Raw genomic sequence first — 23,726 nt, 5'->3', positions numbered from 1 at the left:
GCCGCATGACAACTACGTACGCTGTACTTAGTGAGGGTCTGCAGAAGCGGTACGGGGAGGTCCACGCGCTGCGCGGGCTCGACCTCGCCGTCCCCGAGGGCACCGTCTGCGGAGTCCTCGGCCCCAACGGCGCCGGCAAGACCACGGCGGTGCGGGTGCTCACCACCCTCACCTCCCCCGACGCCGGGAGCGCCCGGGTGGCCGGCCGCGACGTGGTCCGCGACCCGGCGGGGGTGCGTGAACGGATCGCGGTGACCGGCCAGTACGCCTCGGTCGACGGCGACCTCACCGGCGCCGAGAACCTGCGGCTCTTCGCCCGGCTGCTGCGCGCCCCGCGCTCCCGCGCCGACGAACTCCTGGAGCGCTTCGGTCTCACCGAGGCCGCCGGGCGGCCGGCCCGCACCTACTCGGGCGGCATGCGCCGGCGCCTCGACCTGGCCGCGAGTCTGATCGTCCGGCCGCGCGTGCTCTTCCTGGACGAGCCGACCACGGGGCTCGACCCGCACAGCCGGGGCGAGATCCGGGACGCCGTACGGGGGTTGGCGTCCCAGGGCACGACCGTGCTGTTGACCACGCAGTACCTGGAGGAGGCCGACCAGCTCGCCGACGAGGTCGTCGTGGTCGACCACGGCCGGGCCGCCCACCGCGGCACTCCGGCCGAACTCAAGGCACTGATCGGCAGCTACGCCGAGATCGTGGTCGCCGACGCCGCGCTGCTGCCGGCCGCCGCCGGGGTGCTGGACCGGCTCACCGGCTCCGCGCCCGTCCTGGACACCGAACGCCGCGCGGTCGGCGCGGTCACCACGGACCGCACGCTCACCCTGCCCCGCATCGTCCGGGAGGCCGACGCCGCCGGGATCCACCTGGTCGACGCCTCCCTGCGCCCGCCCACCCTCGACGAGGTGTTCCTGCGCCTCACCGGCCGCGCACCCCGCCCCGAGTCCCAGGAGACCGCCGCATGAGCTCCCTCGTCCACGACGGCACCGCGATCCTCGGCCGGCACCTCCTGCGCGTCCGGCACGCCCCGGCGATCACGGTCATGACGCAGACCATGCCGATCGTCTTCCTGCTGTTCTTCGGATACGTCCTCGGCGGCGCCCTCGCGATGCCGGGCGCCGACTACCGCGCCTATCTGGTGCCGGGACTGCTCGTGGCGACGGCGGCGAACGGCGTGATGACCGGCATGTTCCAGGCCGCCCAGGACACCCACCGGGGCGTTGCGGACCGGCTGCGCACGCTGCCGGTGAGCCGGGCCGCGGTCCCGCTGGGGCAGGCGCTGGCCGATCTGGTCACCAGCGCGGTGGGCATGGTCCCGCTGATCCTGGCCGGCCTCGCGATGGGCTGGCGGATCGAGGGCTCCGCCCCGGAGGCGCTGGGCGCCCTGGGGCTGCTGCTGCTCTTCCGCTTCGCCGCCACCTGGGCGGGCATCCTGCTCGGGCTCGCGTCGCGCAGCGAGGAGGCGGCGGGTCAGCTGGGCAGCGCCACGTTCATGCTGCCGCTGCTGTCCAACGCGTACATCCCGACGGACGGGATGCCGGGCTGGCTGCGTACGGTCGCCGAGTGGAACCCCCTCTCGGCGGTGACGACGGCCGTGCGGGAGTTGTTCGGGAACGCGTCCGTGCCGGCGGACGCGGCCTGGCCGGTGGCGCATCCGGTGGCCGGGGCGCTGCTGTGGTCACTGGCGCTGATCGCGCTCAGCGCACCGGCCGCGGTCCGGCGCTACGCCCGCGCCTGAGAGCGGACGGGCACCGGGTGCGGGCAGGATCGGTCGCCGGACGGGCGGGGACACGTCCGGCGGTCGGTCGGAGGAACGGTCGGAGCGAGCCGTCGGCCGAGCGGAGCGGGCGGGAGCGATGCGTCGGGGTACGCGGAGCCCGGTCCGGACGGTCCGTCAGCCGTGGTTGCCGAAGAGGGAGCGGCGCAGTCGGCGCAGCGGGGCGAAGAGCGAGACCCGCGCGCTGCGGCTGCGGTGACCCTGCACCGGCACCTCGCGACGCGCCGTCAGCTCCCGCATCAGCAGTGTCGCCTCGGCCGCTTCGCGCTGGGGCACGGCGGGGCCGCCGAGCACCGCGAGATGGCGGTCGAGACGCGAACTGGTCGCGCTGCTCCCGCAGGTGATGGCAGGCACACGCGGCCTGCTGCGCATTGCTATCTGTTCCATGTCACTCCCCACCCGTACGAGGGCACCCGGCCCGGGCAGGTTAACCCTATCGCCCCGCTACGACACCCGTGTATTCCGGCCGCAGGATTCACCGCATGTGTACGGGGGTTGACGATCACTGTCCGAATCCGTCTGGTTCCAGGGAGAGTTGGACAGCGGTCGAACGCCTGTCGAACCGTCACGAACCATCCTGCACGCGCGGCCCCCACCAGCGGGCATCCGATCGGGTGTGATCTCCGCCACCACAATCCGGCCGGGCTCGGCTACCGTGGGGGGATGACGGTGATCGCGGGTCGTTACCGGCTTCTGGACGTCCTCGGCGAGGGTGGGATGGGCACCGTCTGGCGCGCCCGGGACGAGGTCCTGGGCCGCGAGGTGGCGGTCAAGGAGGTGCGCGCCCCGGCCGGTCTGCCGACGGAGGACCGGGAGCGCCTCTTCGCCCGTCTGGAGCGCGAGGCCTGGGCCGCCGCGCGGGTCTCGCACCGCAGCGCGGTCACCGTGTACGACGTGGTCACCGAGGACGGCCGTCCCTGGATCGTGATGGAGCTGGTCCGCGGTCTGACCCTGGCCGAGACGCTGGAGGCGGAGGGCCCGCTGCCGCCCCGGCGGGCCGCGGCCGTCGGCGCCGACGTGCTTGCCGCGCTGCGTGCCGCGCACGAGGCGGGGGTGCTGCACCGGGACGTCAAGCCGGCCAACGTGCTGCTCGCCAACGACGGCCGGGTGGTGCTCACGGACTTCGGCATCGCGGCCGTCGCGGGGACCTCGCCGCTCACCATGACCGGGGAGCTCATCGGCTCCCCCGAATACCTCGCCCCGGAACGCGCGATGGGGCGCACGCCGGGGCTCGCGGCGGATCTCTGGTCGCTGGGAGTGCTTCTGTACGCCGCCGTGGAGGGCGCCTCGCCGTTCCGGCGGGACACCGCGCTCGACACCCTGCGGGCGGTGGTGGACGAGGAGCCCGCGCCACCGGAGCGGGCGGGGCCGCTCGCGCCCGTGATCGAGGGGCTGTTGCGCAAGGACCCGGAGCAGCGGATGCCGGCGCCGGAGGCCGAGGAGCTGCTGCGGGTGATCGGGGCGGGCGGCACCCCCAGCGCCGGGCCGACGGAGGCGGAGACGTACGGGGCGTTCCCGGCTCCGGCTCCGTTCCCGGGAGCCGACCGCCCCGGCGGCGGTACGGGCGGCGGGGCCGGTGGTCCCCACGGACCTTCGGGTCCCGTGACCGCTCCCCTGCCCGGGCCCGGCGGGCCGGGTCCGGAGTCCGGCGCGCGGGGGCGACGGCGCACGGCGCTCGTCGCGGGGATCGTGGCCCTGCTGCTCCTGGGCGGCGGGCTGACGTACGCGCTGCTGCGCGACGAGCACCCCTCTTCTCCGCCCACCCCGCCGGCCACGACGGGCGCGCCGACGACGGCGACGTCGAGCGCCGCCCCGTCGAGCACCCCGCCCACGACACCGCCGAGCAGCGCGGCGAGCACGCCGGCGACCTCGGTGGTGGTCTCGGTGCGGGCGGACCGGGCGGACTACCGGGGCAGCTGTCCGCCGCCGCAGGACCGGGCCCCCGCCTTCACGGCGACGTTCACGGTGGGCGGGACGCCGGCGTCGGTGTCGTACCGCTGGATCACCGAGAGCGGCGAGGGCCAGGACACCGCCTGGCGGACGCTGGAGTTCGCGGCGGGCGGTCCCGCCGAGCAGCAGGTGACCCGGATCCAGGCGGTGTACCGGCCGGACGGGACCCTGGAGGACCGGATCGGGGTCGAGGTGCGCTCGCCGGTCGCCAAGCGGTCGGAGCTGGTGGCGTTCTCGGTGACCTGCGAGGAGGTGACCCCGACTCCGACGGACGGGGCCACCACTCCCAGCGGCACGCCGGCCACGAGCCCGGCCGGGTCGCCCGCGCCGGGTTCTACACCGCGCCGTTGAGGCTGGGCAGGTAGCCACCGGACTGGCCGGCGGCGGTGGGGTGGTACGACTCCCCGATGTTGAGCCAGTTGACGCTGTGCAGCCAGGCCGAGCCGGAGCAGATCTCGTGCCCGGTGAACGGGGGGACGACACTGGCGAAGCTGAAGCCGTGGTTCGCGGCTCTCTTGGCGGTGGCCGCGTTGAGGTAGTCGGAGGCGTCGTTGATGGCGCGCCGCTCGTTCTCGCTCAGGCCGGCGACACAGGTGCCGTTGAGCTGGTAGAAGCGCGGGTAGCCGAGCACCACCACATGGGCGTTGGGGGCCTTGGCGCTGATCGCCGAGTACACCGAGTCGAGCTTTCCGGGGAGCGTGGAGTCGACGTAGGCCTTGGCCTGATTCACGCGGTTGATACAGGTCGACTCGGACTGGAGGACACAGGTGGTCATGACGTCCGCGAAACCGGCGTCGTTGCCGCCGATGGTGAGGGAGACCAGGTCGGTGGCGGTGGAGAGCGGTCCGAGCTGATTGGCCGTGACATCACCCGTTCGGGCGCCCGAGCAAGCGGTGAACGCGAAGGACGAGGGGGCGTGCGCGTTCTTCCAGAGGACCGGATAGGCCTTCGTGGAGCGCTTGCAGTCGCCACTGGCGCTGTCGTAGCTGCCGGCTCCGACGCCGGAGGAGTACGAGTCGCCCAGCGCCACGTAGTCCAGGGCCGCGGTCTCGGCCGCCTGCGCGACTCCCGCCCCGGTGAGGGCGAGGACGACACCGAGCAGGAGCGAAGAGGAGAAAGCCGTAAAACGGGACAGTTTCATGGGACCTCCTGTAGCAGGATCTCTGCGTTACCAGGTAGTAGCAGCGGATCCGGTGCGCCGGAAGTGTCCATGTCAAAAGTCGTGGCCGATTACCCCCGACTTTCCTTCAGAAACGGTCGAGATCAAGCCACTTCACCGCCCGGGTGCGGGCGCCGCCCCCCCCCGTACGTCATTCACCGCCCGGCGCGGCCGCCCCCGTACGTCAGGGGCCGAACCCGCGGAACGCCCCGTTCAAAACCCCGTGCACCCCATGCCCGGTTGCCGGATCATGGGCCCCATGTCTGCCACCGAAGGCCCGGACCGGACGTCGTCGAGACCCGAGCGGTCGCTGCCGATCCGGCTCAACGTCGACGACAGCGACTCGCCGTCCGACGTCGTCGACGCGCTGTTCCTGGGGCGGTTCGCGACCGGTGAGCAGCCGCACGCGCTGAGCACCACCCTGGACCGGGTGAAGCCCTCCGCGACGCTGCTGCCCGGGAGCGCGCGGCTGCTGCGGGCCGCGAAGGACGACGACCGCAGCGCGCTGCTCGCCGAGGGCGAGGGCTGGACCCTGCTGGTCTCCCGCTGGAGCCGGGGCGCGGACGTCACCGTGACCGCGACCGACGCCGAGCTCGCCGAGCGGGTGCTGAAGGAGGCGACGGACGGGGCCAAGGACGAGCCCGAACCCCAGCCGGAGAACGTCACCATGGGCTTCTGGTACGTCTCGCCCCGGCGCGGTCCGCACCGGACCACCCGGCAGATCGGCGCGGGCACCTGGGAGGAGATCCGGCCCAACTACACGGAGCCGGTGGCCGGGGCGATGGACCGGCTGATGGCCCTCACCCCCGAGGACATCACCGGCCGGCTGCTGCTGCTCCACGGCCCGCCCGGCACGGGCAAGACCTCCGCGCTGCGGACCCTCGCCCGGTCCTGGCGCGACTGGTGCCAGGTCGACTGCGTCCTCGATCCCGAGCGCCTGTTCAGCGACGTCGGCTATCTGATGGACATCGCGATCGGCGAGGACGAGGGCACGGCGAAGGGCCGCTGGCGGCTGCTGCTCCTGGAGGACTGCGACGAGCTGATCCGCGGCGAGGCCAAGCACACCGCGGGCCAGGCGCTGTCCCGGCTGCTCAACCTGACGGACGGTCTGCTCGGCCAGGGGCGCAACGTCCTGGTGGGCGTCACCACCAACGAGGACCTGGAGCGCCTGCACCCCGCGGTGGTCCGCCCCGGCCGCTGTCTGGCCCGGATCGAGGTCGGCCCGCTGACCCGCGCCGAGTCGGTTGCCTGGCTGGGCCGCGAGGAGGGGGTCGGCCGGGACGGGTCCACCCTGGCCGAGCTGTTCGCGCTGCGCCGCGGGACCTCGGCGGTGGGCATGCCGGAACAACGGGCCTCCGAGGCGGGGCTCTACCTGTAGCGGCCCCCGAGGCGAGGGTCTACCTGGAGCGGCCTCCGGGGCGGGGCTCTACCTGGAGCTGCCCCCGAGGCGGGGCTCTACCTGGAGCACTCTCCGTCCCGGGACGGAGACCCGCGGCGGCCCCGTCCCGGGACGGCCCGCTCCGGGACGGTCCGCCCGTGCGGTCAGGCGTCGTACACCGCCCGGATGGCCTCGGCGACCGCCGCCTGGGCCGCCTCCCTGCCGAGCCCGAGACGGCGGGCCTCCGTGGCGTAGGTCGCGGCGGCCGTCGCGGCGAGGCGGGAGGCCGCGTCGGAGGCGGCGGCGACGAAGGTGCCGTTGCGGCCCCGGGTCTCGATCACGCCGTCGGCCTCCAGGGCCTTGTACGCCTTGGCGACCGTGTTCGCCGCGAGCCCGAGGTCCTCCGCGAGTCCCCGTACCGTCGGAAGCTTGTAGCCCACGGGCAGCTCCCCGGAGCGGGCGCTTTCCGAGATCTGGGAGCGGAGCTGTTCGTACGGAGCGATGGTGGAGTGCTGGTCCACGCTGATTCGAAGCGTCACCCGCCCGATTGTGCACCGGCGCCGCGGGAAAATGGGAGGCGGGCGGACGCGCCCGGCGCATAGCGTGCGGCCCCATGACAGTGATCGTCCGCGATGTACGGCCGGGGGTGGCCGGGGACGCCGAGGGCTTCGCCCGGGTCCGGCGCGCCGCCCTGCCCTTCATGCTCGCCACCGGCCCGCAGTGCGCCCACGACTGGGCGCACGCCCACCCCGACGCCCGAGACCGGCCGCTGGTGGCCGAGGTCGACGGGGAGATCGTCGGCACCGCGGAGGTGTCGCTCGCCCACGAGTCCCCGGAGCCGGGCATCGGCGGCGTCAACGTCTTCGTCCACCCCGAGCACCGCGGGCGCGGCGCCGGTGCGCTGCTGCTGCGGGCCGCCGAGGAGCACCTGGCCGAGGCGGGCGCGCACACGTTCTACAGCTGGGTCCTGGACGAGCCCGCGAACCGGGCCTTCGCCGAGCGGCACGGGTACGCGGCGAGCCGCTCCGCCTACTTCCTGCGGCTCGACCTGGCCACCGCCGAACTGCCGCCGCTCCAGGAGCCGCCCGCCGGTGTCGAACTGCGCCCGGCGACGGCCTTCGCGGCCGATCCGCGCCCGCTGTTCGAGCTGGACGCGCTGACCACGGCCGACGAGCCGGGCGACGTCAGCGCCGAGCTCACCGACTACGCGCACTGGCTGGCGACCACCTGGAACCATCCGCTGCTCGACCACGAGCTGACGACGGTGGTGCTGGTCGACGGGCGGCCGGCGGCGTTCACCGCGGCCCGGACGGACGGCCTGGGCCGGTACGGCTCGGGGATGACGGGCACGGCGCCGGGGTTCCGCGGCCGGGGCCTCGCGAAGCTGGCGAAGAACGACTCGCTGCACCGGGCCCGCGCGGCGGGCTGCACGGAGGCGCTCACCGGCAACGACACCGGGAACGGGCCGATGCTGGCGATCAACGAATGGTTCGGGTACGAGATCGGCGCGAAGGAGACTCGCCATGTCCGCAGGATCGGTTGAGATCGCCCTGGTGAAGGCGGGGCGGACGAAGATCCGCTATCCGGCGGAGCTGCTGGCCGACGACGGGGTCCGGCTGACCGTCCGGGCGCCCTGGGCCGCCGAGGGCGCCCGGGACTTCGGCTTCGTGCGCTTCGAGCCGGGTGACGTCTTCACGGAGCACTACTGGCGCGACCGCTGGTACGCGGTCAAGGAGGTCAGGTCCGGCGACGGCAGGCTCAAGGGCTGGTACTGCGATGTGACCCGGCCGGCGGTGGTGGCCGCCGACGGGGCCGAGGTGGTCGTCGAGGACCTGGACCTGGACCTGTGGGTGTCGGCGGACGGCCGCGAGGTACTACTGCGCCTCGACGAGGACGAGTTCGCTGCGAGCGGCCTCGCCGCCTCCGACCCGGAGGCGGCGGAACGGGCCGTGCGCGCCCTCGACGAGCTGGACGCGCTCGGCCGGGACGGGCTGGTGGAGCTGCTCGGCGGGCAGCTCCGGGGCCTCAGCCGAGGGTGATGTCCTGGTCCTTCGTGAGCAGGAACTCCGGGAGGGGCAGGCCCATCGGGTCGGTGGGGGTGAGCTGCATCAGGCTCGCCCTCACGTGCGCCTCGCCCTGCTCGTAGCCGGGCTCCTTCACGACGGCGCTGTTGGTCCACGGGTGCTCCTGCCCGTCGCAGACGGCCTGGGTGCCGCCGATCCCCGCGGACCGGGTGCCCTGGACCAGGGTGGAGCTGACGAAGACGGGGCCCGCGCCGTCGTCGGTGCAGCGGTAGGTCCCGGAGAGGCTGACCGTGCCGTCCTCGGCGACCGTGCCCCGCGGGTCGACGGTGAGGCCGTCCCCGGGGGCGGCGTGGGCGGTGGCGGCGGTGGCCGCGGTGAGGGCGAGCAGGGCGCCGGTGGCGAGCGCGAGGCGAGCACGCATCAGTGGGGGGTCCCTTCGGGGGTGGGGGATGAAGCTGCCCGCCAGGGATACCGGATCAAGCCGCCGCCTGTCCGAAACTCACCCCATCGGGGGCGAGTTGAGCGGCGTGTCGACCACCGTCTTTCGGTAGTGAATACGGTCGTACGGTCCGTCAAGACGCCGTTCGACGACCTCGTAGCCGTACCGCTCGTAGAGCTTCTGGTTCTCCCACATCATCGCGTTGGTGAGCAGCCGCACCTCGGGCAGGCCGAGGGCGCGGGCCCGGTCCTCGACCCAGCGCATCAGGACCCGGCCGAGACCGGTGCCCTGGGCGTCCGGGTGGACGGCGATGGTGTCGAGGTAGAGGTGGTCCGGCTCGGGGAGCACGACCACCAGGCCGGCCACCGGCTCGCCCGCGACGAACACGCGCCCCGCCGCCACGTTCGCCGCGTGGTCCTCCTCCATCGGGGCCGGTACGAGACCGATCCGCTCGATGTAGTGGTGGAAGGCCGCGTCGATCACGGCCCGCACGGCGGGCACGTCGGCGGCGACCGCGGGGCGGGGCGCGTCGTTGTTCGTCCTACGGGTGTGCGTCATGCCGCCACGGTACGGCGGCGGCCGATCAGCCTCCGCACCAGCGGCCAGGCCAGCAGGAGCAGTACGACCGCGTACACGGTCACCGAGAACGGGGTGTTCACCAGACCGGTGAGCGCGCCGTCGCTGATCTGCAGGGCGCGGCGCAGCTGCTGTTCGGCGGCCGGGCCGAGGATGACACCGATGACGGCGGGCAGCACGGGCAGTCCGTAGCGTCGCATGCCGAAGCCGATGAGGCCGATGACCAGCAGGATCACCAGGTCGAGGGCCTCGCCGCCGACCGCGTACGCGCCGACGGCGGCGAAGAAGAGGATGCCGGCGTAGAGGTACGGGCGGGGGATGCGCAGCAGCTTGGCCCAGACCGGTGCGAGCGGCAGGTTGAGCGCGAGCAGCAGCACCATGCCGACGAAGAGCGAGGCGATCAGGCCCCAGACCAACTCGGGTTCGCGCTCGAAGAGCAGCGGGCCGGGCTGGATGCCGTACTGCTGGAAGGCGGCGAGCATCACGGCGGCGACGGCGGTCGTCGGCAGGCCCAGGGTGAGCATCGAGACGAGGGTGCCGGCGGCGGAGGCGGAGGCGGCGGACTCGGGGCCGGCGACGCCCTCGATGGCGCCCTTGCCGAACTGGTCCCGGTGCTTCGACAGACGCTTCTCCGTCACGTACGACAGGAAGGTCGGGATCTCGGCGCCGCCGGCCGGGATCGCGCCGAACGGGAAGCCGATGAACGGGCCGCGCAGCCAGGCCTTCCAGGTGCGCCTGACGTCGTCCCGGCCGAGCCAGGGGCGTCCGACGGGGATCGCCTCGCCGGAGGTGCGGCGCAGATGGGCGGCGACCCACAGGGCCTCGCCGATGGCGAAGAGGCCCACCGCGACGATGACGACGTCGATGCCGTCGGCGAGTTGGAGCGAGCCGAAGGTGAGGCGCTGCTCGCCGGTCATCTGGTCGAGGCCGACCAGGCCGAGGGTGAGGCCGATGAGCAGCGAGGCGAGGCCGCGGATGCGGGAGGAGCCGAGGACGGAGGTCACCGCGATGAAGGCGAGGACCATGAGGGCGAAGTAGTCGGGGGCGCCGATGTCGACGGCGAGCGCGGCGACGGTCGGGGCGAGGAGGACGAGCAGGACGGTGCCGGTCATGCCGCCGGCGAAGTGGCCGATGGCGGCCGCGGCGAGGGCCTGGGCGCCGCGCCCGGACTTGGCCATCGGGTTGCCTTCGATGGCGGCGACGACGGCGGCGCTCTCGCCGGGGGTGTTGAGCAGGATGGAGGTGGTGGAGCCGCCGAACATCGCGCCGTAGTAGATGCCGGCGAACATGATGAACGCGCCGGTGGGTTCGAGGCCGTAGGTGACGGGGAGCAGCAGGGCGACGGCCATGGCGGGGCCGATGCCGGGCAGGACGCCGATGGCGGTGCCGAGGAGGACGCCGAGGGCGGCCCAGAGCAGGTTGACGGGGGTCAGCGCGGTGCCGAAGCCGTCGATCAGGGAGTTCAGCGAGTCCATGGGTCAGAGCACTCCCATCAGCGGGCCGCCGGGCAGCGGGACGCCGAGCAGGCGGTCGAAGACGGCATAGGTGAGGAGGGAGAGCACGGCGGCGATCAGCGGGTCGCGGTGCGGGTGGCGGCTGCCGAGGGCGTAGGCGGAGCCCCAGAAGAGCAGGGCGCCGGCGACGGGGAAGCCGACCGGGCCGATGAGGACGGCGAAGCCGAGGAAGACGCCGGCGAGGAGGAGGACGGTGCGCCGGTCGCCCGGCTCGGACAGGTCGACGTCCTCGCCGCCCTCGGCCTCGCCGCGGCCGCCGCGCAGCACGTCGACGGCGAGCAGGACGGCGACGAGGAGCAGGCCGGTGCCGACGACGAGGGGGACGGTGCGGGGGCCGACGGGGCCGCGCTGCGCGCCGACGGTCAGGGTGAGGGCGTCGGCGAGGACGAGGACGCCCAGGGCCAGCAGGATCAGGCTGACGCCGAGTTCGGAGTGCTCGCGCAGCCAGGAGGAGCGCTTGGTGCCGTCGAGGGGGGTGCTCACAGTCCGAGCTCCTTCAGTACGGAGCCGACGCGGCGGTCCTGTTCGGCGAGGAAGGCGCCGAACCGCTCGCCGGGCAGGAAGGCGTCGTTCCAGCCGTGGGTCTTCAGGGACTCGCGCCACTGCGGGGACTCGTGCAGCTTGGTGGCGAGGACGACGAGCTTGTCGCGTTCGGCGTCGGAGAGGCCGGGCGGGGCGACGATCCCGCGCCAGTTGATGAACTCGGTGTCGAGGCCGGCCTCGCGCAGGGTGGGCGCGTCGAGGCCGGGGACCCGCTCGGCGCCGGTGACGGCGAGCAGGCGCAGCTCGCCCGCCTTGATCTGGTCGAGGTACTCGCCGACGCCGGAGACGCCGAAGGCGACCTTCTCGCCGAGGATGGAGGCGAGCAGCTCGCCGCCGCCGTCGAAGGGGACGTAGTTGACGCTCTTCGGCGGGATGCCGGCGGCCTGCGCCATCAGCATGGGGGCGAGGTGGTCGGGGCCGCCGGGTGAGGAGCCGCCGCCGACGGGCAGCTTGCCGGGGTCCTTCTTCCAGGCGGTGAGCAGTTCCCGAATGGTCCGGTACGGGGAGTCCTTGCCGACCACGACGATGTCCTGCTCCATGGTGAGCCGGGCGATGGGAGTGGTGTCGGCGAGGGTCTTCGGGGTCTTGTTGGTGTGGACGGCTCCGACGACGCCGAGGCCCATGGACATGGCGAGCCGGCCGTTGCCGTGTTCGCCGACGAGCCGGGTCAGGCCGACGGTGCCGCCGGCGCCGGGCAGGTTGAAGACCTCGATGTCGGTGGTGAGCCCGGCCTCCTCGGCGTTCTTGGCCGCGGTGCGGGCGGTGATGTCGTAACCGCCGCCGGGGGTGTTGGGGACCATGAAGCGCAGGCCGGGTATCCGGGTGCCGGTGTCGGAGCCGCTGCCGGTGCTGAGCAGCGGCGGTCCCACGAGCACCAGCAGCGCCGCCCCGAACAGGGCGAGGGGAGTGCTGAGCCGCACGCGAGCCGCCTCTCGGTAGGTGTGGACGGAGGGTGTGAGGTGGCCCACATGTTGCCCGCGCGTGAAGAAGCTGTCTCTCTTCCGCAACCAACGGACGTTGTGGTCCTTGTGGTCGCGCCCTACCTTGGCCGCGTGACGAAGGTGCTGGTGGTCGACGACGACTTCATGGTGGCCAGGTTGCACTGCCGCTATGTGTCGGCGGTGCCGGGCTTCTCCGTCGTGGGCGTGGCCCACACGGGCGAGGAGGCGCTGCGCGCGGCGCATGAGCTCCGCCCCGATCTGCTGCTGCTCGACATCTTCCTGCCGGACATGGACGGGATCGCGGTGCTGCGGGAGCTGCGGGCGGCGGGGCTCGCCACGGACGCGCTGTTCATCACGGCCGCGCGGGACGTGGACACGATCCGCTCGGCGCTGCGCGCGGGGGCCCTGCACTACCTGATCAAGCCGTTCAACCGGGCCGCGCTGCAGGAGCAGTTGCGCCATGTGGCCGCGCTGCGCAGCCGTCTCGACGAGCTGGCGGCGGCGGAGGCCCGCCAGGAGGACGTCGACCGGATCTTCGGCGCCCGCCCGCGTGGCTCCCGCGAGCTCCCCAAGGGCCTCGCCGCGCCCACCGCGGAGCTGGTCGACACGATCCTGCGGGCCCACCCGGAGGGCCTGTCCGCCACCGAGTGCGCCGAGGCGGGCTCGCTCTCCCGCGTCAGCGCCCGGCGCTACCTGGAGTACTTCGCGGAGACCGGCCGCGCCGAGATCACGCTCCGCTACGGCGGCACGGGCCGCCCCGAACGCCGCTACCGCCGTGTGCGCTGACGGGCGGGCGCTGTCTGTGGCCCCGCTTAGAGGCTCCTTAACACGACCATAAGGATGGCCTCGTGGCCCTTCGCGGTCCCGAATCGGCCTGTCCCGAGGGCTAGTTTGCTGGGCGACCCCCCACACACCCTCCCTCGTGAAGGAGTTGTCCCCCCATGGCCTCTCTCCGTACGCCCCTCGCCTCCGTCGTCACCGCGTCCGCCGTTCTGGTGCTGTCCGGGCTGGGTTCCGGTGCCGCTTTCGCGCACGGGTCGATGACCGATCCGGTGAGCCGGGTCGCGGCCTGTTACGCGGAGGGGCCGGAGAGTCCGGATTCGGCGGCGTGCAAGGCGGCGGTGGCCGCGGGCGGTACGCAGCCGTTGTACGACTGGAACGGGGTGAACATCGGGAACGCGGCCGGGCGGAGCCGGGAGATCATTCCCGACGGGAAGCTGTGCAGCGCCGGCAACGACAAGTACCGCGGGCTCGATCTCGCGCGGGCCGACTGGCCGGCGAGCCGGATGGCCTCGGGTGCGCACACGTTCCGGTACCGGGGGACGGCCCCGCACAAGGGGACCTTCGCGCTGTACGTGACGAAGGACGGCTACGACCCGGCGAAGCCGCTGCGCTGGTCCGACCTGGAGGAGCGGCCGTTCGCCACGGTGACCGACCCGAAGATGGTCGGCGGCGACTACGTGTTCGAGGGCACCGTGCCGAAGAAGTCGGGGCGGCACCTCATCTACTCGATCTGGCAGCGGTCCGACTCCCCCGAGGCGTTCTACACCTGCTCGGACGTGGTGTTCGGGACGGACGGCGGGGAGGGGGGCGGTGCCGGGGACGGGGCGGGGCCCGTTCCGTCGGCGTCGGCGTCGGCGTCGGCTCAGCCGGCCGACCCCGCGCCCACCGCCGTGGCGCCCACCGACGCGCCGGCGGCCGGCGGCCATGAGGGGCACGGTGCGCAGGGTGCGCACACCGGGCACGGCGGGCGGTCCGCCGCGCCGGCCTCCCAGGCTCCGGCCTCCCACGCGCCCGCCTCCGGCGGGGAGGAGCTGGCGGAGACCGGGGGCGACGCCGCCACCCCGTATCTGGCGATGGGCGGCGCCGCCGTGGTCGGGCTCGGGGCCGTCGTGCTGTACACCACGGCCCGTCGCCGGTCGGGCCGTTAGCCGATCACGGAGAGGCAGGTGGTCGGGGTCGCGTGGGCCGGGTCGAGGGCGTTGTTCACCTCGTGGAAGACGACCCGGTCCACCGTCCCGATCGCCACGTGCTCCGACAGGTCCAGGGCGCACAGGTCCTGGAGCACGATGTTGCGCACGTTCGGTCCGCTGAGGAAGCCGGAGCGGTACGGGGTGACGACCTCGTCGTACTGGGTGGCGATGACCGTGTACCGCACGCCGGGCACGGTGTCGCCGCCCTCGTTGAGCTTGGTGAGGAGGGCGGAGCCGGCGATCTGGTCGGCGAGCCCGGGGGTCGCCGTGGTCAGCAGGTCCTCGGCGCCGGGGAAGTACGGCAGCAGCTTGGTGAGGCCGGCGAGGGTGGTGCCGTGGTTGTCGGGGGCGATGCCGACGAGCGCGCCGACCTTCTCGGCGCCGCCGAGGAACTTGAGGTAGTAGCGCGGCATCATGCCGCCCTGCGAGTGCCCGACGAGGTCCGCCTTGGGGGCGCCGGTGGCGGCGAGGACCCGGTCGACGTACGCGTCGAGCTGCTCGGCGGACTTGTCGACGGGGCCGAGGCCGTGGAAGAACGGCACGTTGGGCAGTTGGCCGTAGTCGAGCGAGAAGACGCAGTACCCGCGGTCGACCAGGTACGGAGCGAGGCCCAGCCAGTTGTCGACGGCGTTGCCGAAGGTGCCGTGGACGAGGACGACCGGCCGGGGGTGAGCGGCCGAGGGCTTGCAGGAGAAGTCGTTCCAGCCCCTGCTGGGGGCCGCCTCGGCATGGGCGGCGGCCGTGGGGGCGAGGGTGGCGGCGGCGGTCAGCAGGAGCACGGACAGTGCTCTGAGCGCGTGCTTCCAGGGGGTCCGGGGCAGCATCGGGCGATCTCCTTGCGGCTCAAGGGAAGGGGGATGCAGTACGCCCTGCGGTCCGGACCACAAGTGGGGGTGCGCTTTGCGTCAAGTTACGCACGGGTAGTCGCGGCTGGGAAGTTACGCGTCGGTAAAAACTGGCGTGTCGTCATCGGCGCCGGCCCGGCGCCGGAGCGCTCAGGCCGCCAGCGATCCCGGCAGGACCGCGCGCGGGCCGTACTTGGCCCTGGCCCGGTCCGCCACCGCCTCGATGCGGCGGGCCTTGTCGTCCGCGGGGTCGAAGGTCAGTTGGTGGGCGGCCGCCTCCGCCGGGCCCAGGCCCTCGGCACGCAGGGCGATGCCCCGCACCCGGGCCCGCTGGAGGCCGAAGGAGGCGAGGATCGCGTACGCGAGGGCGGTGAGGTCGGTCGAGTGGGCCGTGGGTTCGCGCAGGGTGCGGGTCCGGGTGGACGTGCTGCGGTCCGCGTAGCGCACGGTGAGCGTCAGGGAGCGGCACACCTGGTGCTCGGTCCGCATCCGGGCGCCCAGCTCCTCCGTCAGCGAGAGCAGCGCCCGGCGGTGCGCCGACGGGGCCAGCTCGTCGTGCGGGAAGGAGCGTTCGGCGGCCAGCGAGCGCGAGACCTCGCCGGGGACGACGGGGGTGCGGTCGATGCCCTGGGCGCGTTCCCACAGCTCACGGCCGGTCTTCGCGCCGACGAGCCGCTGGAGCACGGCGAGCGGCGCGTCCGCGACCCGGCCGACCGAGTCGAGGCCGTAGCCGCAGAGGGTACGGGCGGTGGCGCGGCCGACGCCGTCGAGGGCGACGACCGGGCGGTCCCGCAGGAAGGCCGCCGGGTCCTCGACGACCAGGGTGGCGCCGGGTCGGGCCTCGCGGGCCGCCATCCGGGCCAGCATGGGGTTGGGTCCGGCGCCGATGACGCAGTCCACCCCGTGCAGGGCGAGCGCCCTGACCCGGATCACCGAGGCGAGTTCGGCGGGGCTCCAGCCGAAGTAGCGCAGCGCGCCGCGCACGTCGGCGAGCGCCTCGCAGGGCGGGGCCGCCTCGATGACGGGGGTGAACTCCGCGAGGAGGTCGAGGAGTCGGGGGAGCATGACCTCCCACATCGGCTCCAGGCGGAACCGTACGCAAAGGATCATCCCGCGCTCCCCGGGCTGCTGTGCCAGAGTTTGCGCGCCGGTGTCGCGGCGCCCTCCCCGGCCGGCCGGAGGTCGGCCCAGGGGTTCATCTCGTAGCCGGTGGGCATCGTGATGCGGCGGCCGGTGTCCCCGGCGGCCCCGTCGGCGGCGGAGGGCTCCCCCGGCTGCTCGGACAGGCGCTCCCCCACCGCCACCAGGCCGCCGTCCGCCCGCAGTTCGGCCAGTTCGGCGAGGTTCCAGGCGGCGGAGCCGACCACGCTGAGGCTGCGCGGGCCGCGCCGCTGGACCACGCCGCGGACGAGCAGCAGCCAGGAGTGGAAGACGGTGTGGGCGCAGCGCTCGTGGGAGTCGTCGAAGAAGGCGAGGTCGACCAGGCCCGTGCCGTCGTCGAGGGTGGTGAAGATGACGCGCTTGCCGGAGCGGATCGGCGGGGTCTGGGTGGCGGCCTTGGCGCCGGCCACCAGGACGGTCTGGCCGTGCGGGGCGGAGCGCAGCCGCTGGGCGGAGACGACGCCGAGTTCGCGCAGGAAGGCGCGGTGGTCGTCCATGAGGTGGCGGGAGGTGTCCATCCCGAGGATGCCGAGTTCGGCACTGAGGCGTTCGGACTCGTCGAGGTCGGGCAGGCCGACGGGGGCGGTCCTGTTGCCCTGGGCGAGCGGGAGCTGACCGCCGTAGGAGGCGGCTCCGCGCTGGAGGCGGTGGAGTTCGGTCAGGTGCAGGAGCAGGTCGCGGCGGTTGGCGCCGAAGGCGTCCAGCGCGCCGACCTGGGCGAGGCGTTCGGCGACGGGTTTGCGCGGGCGGGCCCGCTCCCAGAAGTCGAGCAGGGAGGCGTAGGGCCGGCCGCTCTCGATGCGGGCGCCCTCGGCCTCGCTGATGCCGTGGACGTCGGCGAGGCCGAGCCGGAGGCCCCAGACCGGAGGCTCCTCGGACACCAGTTCGATGCGATGGGCGACCGCCGACCGGTTCACGTCCAGCGGCAGCACGGGCACCCCGCGCCGCCGGGCGTCGGCGAGCAGCAGCCGCTTCGGGTACATCCCGGGATCGTGGGTGAGCAGTCCGGCGTAGAAGGCCGCCGGGTGGTGCGCCTTGAGCCAGGCCGACTGGTAGGTCGGCACGGCGAAGGCCACCGCGTGCGCCTTGCAGAAGCCGTAGGAGCCGAAGGCCTCGACGATCTCCCAGGTGCGGGCGACGACCTCGTCCGCGTACCCCTTCTCCCGGGCCCGCTCGGCGAACCAGGTCCTGATCCGCCCCTGCGACTCGGGGTGGGAGAGTCCGCGGCGGACCTGGTCGGCCTCGTCGCGGCCGCAGCCGGTCATGATGCTCACGATCTCGATGATCTGCTCGTGGAAGACGACGACGCCGTACGTCTCCTTCAGCGCCGCCTCCAGGTCCGGGTGCGGGTAGCGGACGGGGGCGCGGCCGTGCCGGGCCTCGATGAAGGGGCGGACCATGTCGGCGGCGACCGGGCCTGGCCGGAAGAGGGAGATGTCGACGACGAGGTCGTGGAAGGTCTCCGGCTGGAGCCGGCCCACCAGGTCGCGCTGACCGGGCGACTCGATCTGGAAGCAGCCCAGCGTCTCGGTGGAGCGGATGAGCCGGTAGGTGTCGGGGTCGCCGGGCGGGATCGCGTCGACGTCCGGACGGGTGCCGGTGGCGCGTTCGACCTCGGCGACGGCGTGCGCCATCGCGGACTGCATCCGCACTCCCAGGACGTCGAGTTTGAGCAGGCCGAGGTCCTCCACGTCGTCCTTGTCGAACTGCGCCATCGGCAGCCCCTCGCCGCTGGTGGGCACGACGGGGGTACGGGTGAGCAGCGAGGCGTCCGAGAGGAGCACCCCGCACGGGTGCATGGCGATGCCTCGGGGCAGCGCGTCGAGCGCCTCGACCAGCTCCCAGAACCGCTCGCGGTCCCCCGACTCCGCCTTGAGCTCGCGCAGTTCGGGCAGCTCCTCCAGGGCGGCGCGGGCGTCCCGGGCGCGGATGTGCGGGAAGGCCTTGGCGATCCGGTCGATGTCGGCCGGGTCCATGGACAGGGCGGCGCCCACGTCCCGGACCGCGTGGCGGACCCGGTAGGTCTCGGGCATGGCGACGGTGGCGACCCGCTCGGTGCCGAAGCGGCCGAGGATCGCCCGGTAGACCTCCAGGCGGCGGGCGGACTCCACGTCGATGTCGATGTCGGGCAGGGCGGTGCGGCGCTTGGACAGGAAGCGTTCCATCAGCAGCCCGTGCTCGACCGGGTCGGCGTGGGCGATGCCGAGGAGGTGGTTGACGAGGGAGCCGGCGCCGGAGCCGCGGGCGGCCACCCGGATGCCCATCCCCCGTACGTCGTCGACGACCTGGGCGACCGTCAGGAAGTAGCTGGCGAAGCCGTGGTGGGCGATGATGTCCAGCTCCCGGTGCATCCGGTCCCAGTAGCGGGGCCGCTTCTCGTACCCCTTCAGGACCATGCCGGCGGCGGCCCGGGAGGCGAGCACGCGCTGGGCGGTGCGGTGGGCGGCGCCGACGAGGTGCGGCTCGGGGAAGTGGGCGGAGCCCATGCCGAGGTCGTCCTCCGGGTCGACCAGGCAGCCGGCGGCGACGGCCGCGGTGTGCTCCAGGAGCCGGTGGGCGCTCTCGCGGCGGAAGCCCGCGGCCTCGACGATCCGCTCGGCGGCGGCCCGCATCGCGTCGGCGTCCTTGAGCCAGGCCTCCCCGCCGTCGAGCCCGGCGCCGCGGGGGTCGACGGGGACGAGCCGGCGGGCGGAGTCGAGGACGTCGGCGACGGGTCCCTGCCCGGGGTCGGCGTAGCGGACCTCGTTGCCGAGCACGGGCCGGACGCCCTGCTCGGCGGCGAAGCCGAGGGTGCGGGCGGCGAGCCGGAGCGAGCCGGGGCCGGTGCCGGCGCGCCCGTGGTGGACGGCCTCCAGGCACAGGGCGTCCCCGTACCGCTCGCGCCAGGGCACGAGCAGCCGGGCGGCCCGGTCGGGGCGTCCGGCGGCGAGCGCGCGCCCGACGTCGGAGGCGGGCCCGAGCAGCACGAAGAGCCCGTCGCCGCCGTCCCCCCAGCCGCGGCCGGCCTGTCCGCCGGGAGCCCAGGGCAGGACGGGCTGCCCCTCCCCCGCCCGGGCGTGGGCGGCGGTGACGAGCGCGCAGAGCCGGGCCCAGCCGGTGCGGGAGCGGGCGAGGAAGACGGCGCGGGGCGCGGACTCGTCCACGAAGGCGCCGCCCCGGACGGGGACGCGCCGGGCGGAGGTGCGCGCGTCGCCGGCGGGGTCGGCCGGGCCGGGCGCCGGCTCGTACGCGAGGTCCACGCCGAACAGGGGGCGTACGCCCGCGGCCGCGCAGGCCTTGGCGAAGCGGACCGTGCCCGCGAGGGTGTCGCGGTCGGTCAGGGCGAGGGCATCCATGCCCCGTTCCGCGGCGCGCTCGGCCAGGCGGCCGGGGTGGGAGGCGCCGTAGCGCAGGGAGAAGCCCGACGCGGTGTGCAGATGCGTGAACCCCGGCATGCGCCACACCTCCGCATCGAATTCGTACGTACGTTCCCACCCCCTCGTGCCCAGCGTAGCTCATTTTCGAACGTCCGTACGATAACCCGTTCGGACCCGTCCCACCTGCGACAACGCCGGGGCGCCCGGAGCCTGGGGGGCATGAGCCTCGTCGACGAACTGAAGAGCGCCGTCACCCCACGAGCAGCCCTGCTGGTCGTCGGCGTCTTCGCCCTCCAGCTGCTGTTCATCGCCTCGTACGTCGGGGCCCTGCACGACCCCAAGCCCAAGGACGTGCCCTTCGGCGTGGTCGCCCCGCAGCCGGTCACCGCCACGCTGGTGGGGCGCCTGGAGAAGCTGCCCGGCGAGCCGCTCGACCCGCGGACGGTCGCGGACCAGGCGACGGCCCGCGACCAGATCCTGAACCGGGAGATCGACGGGGCGCTGATCGTCGACCCGGCGGGCCGCACGGACACCCTGCTCGTGGCCTCCGGTGGCGGCACGGTGCTCTCCTCCGCCCTGAAGCAGATGTTCACGGCGGTCGAGGGGGCCCAGGGGCGGGCGGTGAAGACCGTCGACGTGGCCCCGGCCTCCCCGGAGGACTTCGACGGCCTCTCCGCCTTCTACCTGGTCGTCGGCTGGTGCGTCGGCGGCTACATCTGCGCCGCGATCCTGGCGATCAGCGCGGGATCGCGGCCCGCCAACACGGAGCGGGCCGTCATCCGGCTCGGGGTGCTCGCGCTCTACTCGGTCCTCGGCGGCCTGGGCGGCGCGATCATCGTCGGCCCGATCCTCGGCGCCCTGCCCGGCAGCGTCGCCGCCCTGTGGGGCCTGGGCGCCCTGGTGGTCTTCGCGGTCGGCGCGACCACCCTCGCCCTGCAGTCGGTCTTCGGGATCGTCGGCATCGGCCTGGCGATCCTCATCATCGTCGTCGCGGGCAACCCCAGCGCCGGCGGCGCCTTCCCGCTGCCGATGCTGCCGCCGTTCTGGAAGGCGATCGGCCCGGCCCTGCCACCGGGCGCGGGCACCTGGGTGGCCCGCTCGATCGCGTACTTCAAGGGCAACGACACCACCGGCTCGCTGCTGATCCTCTCCTCCTGGGCGCTGGTCGGCTCGGTCGTGACGCTGGTGGTGTCCTCGATCAAGCGCACGCCCGGGGCGGAGCCGATCGCCGAGGAGATCGGCGAGGTCCGCGCCTGACGTCACGGACGCCGAGGGCCCCCGGTCGTCGCGACCGGGGGCCCTCGGCGTCGGCGGGACCGCGCACTACTTCCCGTAGTACGCCCGGGTCATCAGCTCCTTCATCTCGTCGATCATCGGCATCCGCGGGTTGGCGGGCGCGCACTGGTCGGCGTAGGCGTTCATCGCCTGCTGCGGCAGGGCCGCCAGGAAGGCCGCCTCGTCGACGCCCTCCTCCTGGAAGGAGGCCGGGATGCCGCACTTGTCGCGCAGTTCCTCCACCGCGCGGGCGTAGGACTCCACGCCCTCCTCCGGGGTCGCGGCCGGCAGGCCGAGCGTCCGGGCGATCTCCTGGAACCGCTCCGGGGCCCGGTAGACCTCGGCCTTCGGCCAGGGTACGGCCTTGTGGGTGACGGTGCCGTTGTGCCGGATGACGTGCGGCAGGAGCAGGGCGTTGGTGCGCCCGTGGGCCACGTGGAAGGTGTTGCCGAGGGTGTGGGCCATGGCGTGCACCAGACCCAGGAAGGCGTTGGCGAAGGCCATGCCGGCGATGGTGGACGCGTTGTGCATCTTCTCCCGGGCCTCGGGCGCCTTGGCGCCCTGCGTGACGCAGGTCTCCAGGTTCTCGAAGATCAGCTTGATCGCCTGCAGGCACTGCCCGTCGGTGAAGTCGTTGGCGTAGGCCGAGACGTACGCCTCGGTGGCGTGGGTCAGGGCGTCGAAGCCGGAGTCGGCGGTCACCGTCGGCGGGAGGTGCAGCGGGAGGACCGGGTCGACGATGGCCACGTCCGGGGTGAGCGCGTAGTCGGCGAGCGGGTACTTCTGCGCCGCCTCGGGGTCGGAGATGACCGCGAACGGGGTGACCTCGCTGCCCGTGCCCGAGGTGGTCGGGATCGCGACCAGCTTCGCCTTCTCGCCCAGCTTCGGGAAGCGGTAGGCGCGCTTGCGGATGTCGAAGAACTTCTCCTTGGTGTCCGCGAACTCGACCTCGGGCCGCTCGTACATCAGCCACATGATCTTGGCCGCGTCCATCGGCGAGCCGCCGCCGAGGGCCACGATGGTGTCGGGCCCGAAGTCGCGCATGGCCGCGGCGCCGGCCCGGACGGTGGCGAGCTCCGGGTTGGGCTCGACGTCGTCGATGACCTGGATGGCCACCGGCTCGGGGCGCCCGTTGAGGATGTCGGTGACCTTCCGGACGAAGCCGATGGCACCCATGGTCTTGTCGGTGACGATCGTGACCCGCTTCAGCCCCTCCATCTCGCCGAGGTAGCGGATGGCGTTGCGCTCGAAGTAGATCTTCGGCGGGATCTTGTACCACTGCATGTTGGTGTTGCGCCGTCCGATCCGCTTGACGTTGATCAGGTTGACCGCGGTGACGTTGTTCGACACGGAGTTGTGTCCGTACGAGCCGCAGCCGAGGGTGAGCGAGGGGAGGAAGGCGTTGTAGACGTCGCCGATGCCGCCGAAGGTGGAGGGGGCGTTGACGATGACCCGGACGGCCTTGACCCGTCGGCCGAACTCCTCGGCGAGCGCCTCGTCCTCGGTGTGGATGGCGGCGCTGTGCCCGAGGCCGTGGAACTCGACCATGGCGGCCGAGAGTTCGAGGCCGTGCTCGGTGGAGTCGGCCTTGAGGGCGGCCAGCACCGGGGAGAGCTTCTCGCGGGTGAGGGGCTCGCTCTCGCCGACCTCGGCGCACTCGGCGAGGAGGAGGGAGGTGTTCTCCGGGACCTCGAAGCCGGCCTGCTCGGCGATCCACCGCGGGGACTTGCCGACGACCGCCGCGTTGAGCTTGGCGCCGCCGCAGTTGGTGGCGTAGGCGGTGGTGCCGAAGACGTACTCCTCCAGCTTGGTCTTCTCGGCGGCGGTGACGACGTAGGCGCCGAGCCGCTCGAACTCGGCGATGCCCTCCTCGTACACCTCCTCGTCGAGGACGACGGCCTGCTCGGAGGCGCAGATCATGCCGTTGTCGAAGGCCTTGGAGAGCACGATGTCGTGGATCGCGCGCTGGAGCTTGGCGTCCTTGGCGACATAGGCGGGGACGTTGCCGGCGCCGACGCCGAGGGCGGGCTTGCCGCACGAGTAGGCGGCCCTGACCATCGCGTTGCCGCCGGTGGCGAGGATGGTGGAGACGCCCTCGTGGTTCATGAGGAGGCCGGTGGCCTCCATCGACGGCTCCTCGACCCACTGCACGCAGTCGGCGGGCGCGCCGGCGGCGACGGCGGCGTCGCGGACGATCCGGGCGGCCTCGGCCGAGCACTGCTGCGCGGAGGGGTGGAAGGCGAAGACGATGGGGTTGCGGGTCTTCAGCGCGATCAGCGCCTTGAAGACGGTGGTCGAGGTGGGGTTGGTGACGGGGGTCATCGCGCAGACGACGCCGACGGGCTCGGCGATCTCGGTGATGCCGTTGAGCTCGTCGCGGCCGATGACGCCGGCGGTCTTCAGCCCGGCCATCGAGTGCGTGACGTGCTCGCAGGCGAACAGGTTCTTGACGGCCTTGTCCTCGAAGAGTCCGCGGCCGGTCTCCTCGACGGCCAGCCGGGCCAGCTCCCCGTGGGCGCTCAGGGCGGCGAGCGAGGCCTTCTTCACGATGTGGTCGACCTGCTCCTGGTCGAGCTTCTCGAACCGGTCGAGGGCGGCGAGCGCCCTCCCGACGAGTCCGTCCACCCTCTCCTTGGCCTCCATGACAGGCCCTCCTCACTGGGTCCCGCGCTTTTGCTTCACCTCCCATTCGACACCCGTTGACCTGCGAAAAGATCCGGAGAAAGACCTTCGGGGCAGGGCCGGAAGTCCTTTTGTGAATGGATTCACAAGATCTTGGAACGGGATGCCCCCGGCGCGTCCGCCGGGGGCACCCGAG

General features: G+C 73.3%; 21 protein-coding genes. 9 read left to right on the top strand and 12 right to left on the bottom strand.

The genetic code is table 11. The features are described from left to right. Positions 1-5 precede the first annotated feature (5 nt). Both ACH414_RS24535 and ACH414_RS24530 read left to right on the top strand, forming a co-directional pair. A complete protein-coding gene (locus ACH414_RS24535) occupies positions 6-962 on the top strand; it encodes an ATP-binding cassette domain-containing protein (protein ID WP_382546391.1) in 957 nt (318 codons plus the stop codon). After that, the gene (locus tag ACH414_RS24530; protein ID WP_398943342.1) at positions 959-1,735 is read left to right on the top strand and encodes an ABC transporter permease; all 777 of its coding nucleotides are present in this window, start codon (positions 959-961) and stop codon (positions 1,733-1,735) included. The genes ACH414_RS24535 and ACH414_RS24530 overlap by 4 nt, the downstream gene beginning before the upstream one ends. A gap of 156 nt (positions 1,736-1,891) precedes the next feature. Here ACH414_RS24530 and ACH414_RS24525 read toward each other — a convergent pair whose 3' ends face one another. Beyond that, positions 1,892-2,161, bottom strand: a complete 270-nt coding sequence (locus ACH414_RS24525; protein WP_382546397.1) for a hypothetical protein — start codon at positions 2,159-2,161, stop codon at positions 1,892-1,894. A 276-nt stretch (positions 2,162-2,437) separates the two neighbouring features. Between ACH414_RS24525 and ACH414_RS24520 the strand changes: the two genes are divergently transcribed. Then, the gene (locus tag ACH414_RS24520; RefSeq protein ID WP_398943339.1) at positions 2,438-4,075 is read left to right on the top strand and encodes a serine/threonine-protein kinase; all 1,638 of its coding nucleotides are present in this window, start codon (positions 2,438-2,440) and stop codon (positions 4,073-4,075) included. On the opposite strand, the gene ACH414_RS24515 is transcribed toward ACH414_RS24520, so the two are convergent. Further along, positions 4,059-4,865, bottom strand: a complete 807-nt coding sequence (locus ACH414_RS24515) for an SGNH/GDSL hydrolase family protein (protein WP_382546403.1) — start codon at positions 4,863-4,865, stop codon at positions 4,059-4,061. The two genes, ACH414_RS24520 and ACH414_RS24515, sit on opposite strands and share 17 nt — an antisense overlap. A gap of 250 nt (positions 4,866-5,115) precedes the next feature. On the opposite strand from ACH414_RS24515, the gene ACH414_RS24510 reads away from it, so the two are divergent. Then, positions 5,116-6,261 carry a DUF5925 domain-containing protein gene (locus tag ACH414_RS24510; protein ID WP_386566548.1) on the top strand — a complete coding sequence of 382 codons (1,146 nt, stop codon included), beginning with the start codon at positions 5,116-5,118 and terminating at the stop codon, positions 6,259-6,261. Positions 6,262-6,425: 164 nt separating this feature from the next. Here ACH414_RS24510 and ACH414_RS24505 read toward each other — a convergent pair whose 3' ends face one another. Then, positions 6,426-6,800, bottom strand: a complete 375-nt coding sequence (locus tag ACH414_RS24505; protein ID WP_382546409.1) for a GntR family transcriptional regulator — start codon at positions 6,798-6,800, stop codon at positions 6,426-6,428. 74 nt (positions 6,801-6,874) lie between these two features. On the opposite strand from ACH414_RS24505, the gene ACH414_RS24500 reads away from it, so the two are divergent. Continuing rightward, positions 6,875-7,804 (top strand): GNAT family N-acetyltransferase, encoded by a 930-nt coding sequence (locus ACH414_RS24500; protein WP_382546412.1) that lies wholly within the window; start codon positions 6,875-6,877, stop codon positions 7,802-7,804. Further along, the gene (locus ACH414_RS24495) at positions 7,785-8,300 is read left to right on the top strand and encodes a DUF402 domain-containing protein (RefSeq protein ID WP_398943336.1); all 516 of its coding nucleotides are present in this window, start codon (positions 7,785-7,787) and stop codon (positions 8,298-8,300) included. Before ACH414_RS24500 ends, ACH414_RS24495 begins: the two co-directional genes overlap by 20 nt. Here ACH414_RS24495 and ACH414_RS24490 read toward each other — a convergent pair. The 5 genes from ACH414_RS24490 to ACH414_RS24470 all read right to left on the bottom strand — a co-directional run bounded on the left by ACH414_RS24490 (position 8,287) and on the right by ACH414_RS24470 (position 12,277). Then, positions 8,287-8,706, bottom strand: coding sequence for a DUF6299 family protein (locus ACH414_RS24490; protein WP_382546417.1), 420 nt, complete (start codon positions 8,704-8,706; stop codon positions 8,287-8,289). The two genes, ACH414_RS24495 and ACH414_RS24490, sit on opposite strands and share 14 nt — an antisense overlap. 78 nt (positions 8,707-8,784) lie before the next feature. After that, positions 8,785-9,282, bottom strand: a complete 498-nt coding sequence (locus ACH414_RS24485) for a GNAT family N-acetyltransferase (protein WP_382546419.1) — start codon at positions 9,280-9,282, stop codon at positions 8,785-8,787. After that, on the bottom strand, positions 9,279-10,775 hold the full coding sequence (locus ACH414_RS24480; RefSeq protein ID WP_382546422.1) for a tripartite tricarboxylate transporter permease: 1,497 nt from the start codon (positions 10,773-10,775) through the stop codon (positions 9,279-9,281). Before ACH414_RS24480 ends, ACH414_RS24485 begins: the two co-directional genes overlap by 4 nt. A 3-nt stretch (positions 10,776-10,778) precedes the next feature. Beyond that, positions 10,779-11,297, bottom strand: coding sequence for a tripartite tricarboxylate transporter TctB family protein (locus ACH414_RS24475; RefSeq protein WP_398943333.1), 519 nt, complete (start codon positions 11,295-11,297; stop codon positions 10,779-10,781). Continuing rightward, positions 11,294-12,277, bottom strand: a complete 984-nt coding sequence (locus ACH414_RS24470; RefSeq protein WP_398943331.1) for a Bug family tripartite tricarboxylate transporter substrate binding protein — start codon at positions 12,275-12,277, stop codon at positions 11,294-11,296. Before ACH414_RS24470 ends, ACH414_RS24475 begins: the two co-directional genes overlap by 4 nt. 132 nt (positions 12,278-12,409) lie before the next feature. Here ACH414_RS24470 and ACH414_RS24465 point away from each other — a divergent pair, with 132 nt between their 5' ends. Continuing rightward, entirely contained in the window at positions 12,410-13,084 is a 675-nt protein-coding gene (locus ACH414_RS24465; protein WP_386566555.1) for a response regulator, read from the top strand. A gap of 155 nt (positions 13,085-13,239) precedes the next feature. After that, complete coding sequence (locus ACH414_RS24460) at positions 13,240-14,229, top strand: lytic polysaccharide monooxygenase (protein WP_398943330.1); 990 nt, start codon at positions 13,240-13,242, stop codon at positions 14,227-14,229. Here ACH414_RS24460 and ACH414_RS24455 read toward each other — a convergent pair. The 3 genes from ACH414_RS24455 to ACH414_RS24445 form a co-directional block, all read right to left on the bottom strand. After that, the gene (locus tag ACH414_RS24455; protein WP_398943328.1) at positions 14,226-15,095 is read right to left on the bottom strand and encodes an esterase/lipase family protein; all 870 of its coding nucleotides are present in this window, start codon (positions 15,093-15,095) and stop codon (positions 14,226-14,228) included. The two genes, ACH414_RS24460 and ACH414_RS24455, sit on opposite strands and share 4 nt — an antisense overlap. Before the next feature lie 171 nt (positions 15,096-15,266). Continuing rightward, positions 15,267-16,226 carry a DNA polymerase thumb domain-containing protein gene (locus tag ACH414_RS24450; RefSeq protein ID WP_382546439.1) on the bottom strand — a complete coding sequence of 320 codons (960 nt, stop codon included), beginning with the start codon at positions 16,224-16,226 and terminating at the stop codon, positions 15,267-15,269. Then, positions 16,223-19,711 (bottom strand): DNA polymerase III subunit alpha, encoded by a 3,489-nt coding sequence (locus tag ACH414_RS24445; RefSeq protein WP_382546442.1) that lies wholly within the window; start codon positions 19,709-19,711, stop codon positions 16,223-16,225. The genes ACH414_RS24450 and ACH414_RS24445 overlap by 4 nt, the downstream gene beginning before the upstream one ends. A gap of 141 nt (positions 19,712-19,852) precedes the next feature. Here ACH414_RS24445 and ACH414_RS24440 point away from each other — a divergent pair, with 141 nt between their 5' ends. Continuing rightward, the gene (locus tag ACH414_RS24440; protein ID WP_382546444.1) at positions 19,853-20,890 is read left to right on the top strand and encodes a DUF3533 domain-containing protein; all 1,038 of its coding nucleotides are present in this window, start codon (positions 19,853-19,855) and stop codon (positions 20,888-20,890) included. Positions 20,891-20,956: 66 nt separating this feature from the next. Here ACH414_RS24440 and adhE read toward each other — a convergent pair whose 3' ends face one another. Further along, entirely contained in the window at positions 20,957-23,551 is a 2,595-nt protein-coding gene (adhE, locus tag ACH414_RS24435; RefSeq protein ID WP_386566562.1) for a bifunctional acetaldehyde-CoA/alcohol dehydrogenase, read from the bottom strand. Between the last annotated feature and the right edge of the window lie 175 nt (positions 23,552-23,726).

It is taken from the genome of Streptomyces sp. NPDC020422, from assembly GCF_044386705.1.
Lineage (GTDB): Bacteria > Actinomycetota > Actinomycetes > Streptomycetales > Streptomycetaceae > Streptomyces.
The sequence above is the reverse complement of the archived record's forward strand: the minus strand, read 5'-3'. Positions and strand labels throughout refer to the sequence as shown.

Bases quoted from the DNA above. Each gene is read 5' to 3' on its own strand.
- ACH414_RS24515 (WP_382546403.1), bottom strand. From the start codon at position 4,865: ATGAAACTGTCCCGTTTTACGGCTTTCTCCTCTTCGCTCCTGCTCGGT.
- ACH414_RS24495 (WP_398943336.1), top strand. From the start codon at position 7,785: ATGTCCGCAGGATCGGTTGAGATCGCCCTGGTGAAGGCGGGGCGGACG.
- adhE (WP_386566562.1), bottom strand. From the start codon at position 23,551: ATGGAGGCCAAGGAGAGGGTGGACGGACTCGTCGGGAGGGCGCTCGCC.
- ACH414_RS24445 (WP_382546442.1), bottom strand. From the start codon at position 19,711: ATGCCGGGGTTCACGCATCTGCACACCGCGTCGGGCTTCTCCCTGCGC.
- ACH414_RS24525 (WP_382546397.1), bottom strand. From the start codon at position 2,161: ATGGAACAGATAGCAATGCGCAGCAGGCCGCGTGTGCCTGCCATCACC.
- ACH414_RS24485 (WP_382546419.1), bottom strand. From the start codon at position 9,282: ATGACGCACACCCGTAGGACGAACAACGACGCGCCCCGCCCCGCGGTC.
- ACH414_RS24530 (WP_398943342.1), top strand. From the start codon at position 959: ATGAGCTCCCTCGTCCACGACGGCACCGCGATCCTCGGCCGGCACCTC.
- ACH414_RS24535 (WP_382546391.1), top strand. From the start codon at position 6: ATGACAACTACGTACGCTGTACTTAGTGAGGGTCTGCAGAAGCGGTAC.
- ACH414_RS24455 (WP_398943328.1), bottom strand. From the start codon at position 15,095: ATGCTGCCCCGGACCCCCTGGAAGCACGCGCTCAGAGCACTGTCCGTG.
- ACH414_RS24460 (WP_398943330.1), top strand. From the start codon at position 13,240: ATGGCCTCTCTCCGTACGCCCCTCGCCTCCGTCGTCACCGCGTCCGCC.
- ACH414_RS24440 (WP_382546444.1), top strand. From the start codon at position 19,853: ATGAGCCTCGTCGACGAACTGAAGAGCGCCGTCACCCCACGAGCAGCC.
- ACH414_RS24520 (WP_398943339.1), top strand. From the start codon at position 2,438: ATGACGGTGATCGCGGGTCGTTACCGGCTTCTGGACGTCCTCGGCGAG.
- ACH414_RS24450 (WP_382546439.1), bottom strand. From the start codon at position 16,226: ATGATCCTTTGCGTACGGTTCCGCCTGGAGCCGATGTGGGAGGTCATG.
- ACH414_RS24510 (WP_386566548.1), top strand. From the start codon at position 5,116: ATGCCCGGTTGCCGGATCATGGGCCCCATGTCTGCCACCGAAGGCCCG.
- ACH414_RS24480 (WP_382546422.1), bottom strand. From the start codon at position 10,775: ATGGACTCGCTGAACTCCCTGATCGACGGCTTCGGCACCGCGCTGACC.
- ACH414_RS24500 (WP_382546412.1), top strand. From the start codon at position 6,875: ATGACAGTGATCGTCCGCGATGTACGGCCGGGGGTGGCCGGGGACGCC.
- ACH414_RS24490 (WP_382546417.1), bottom strand. From the start codon at position 8,706: ATGCGTGCTCGCCTCGCGCTCGCCACCGGCGCCCTGCTCGCCCTCACC.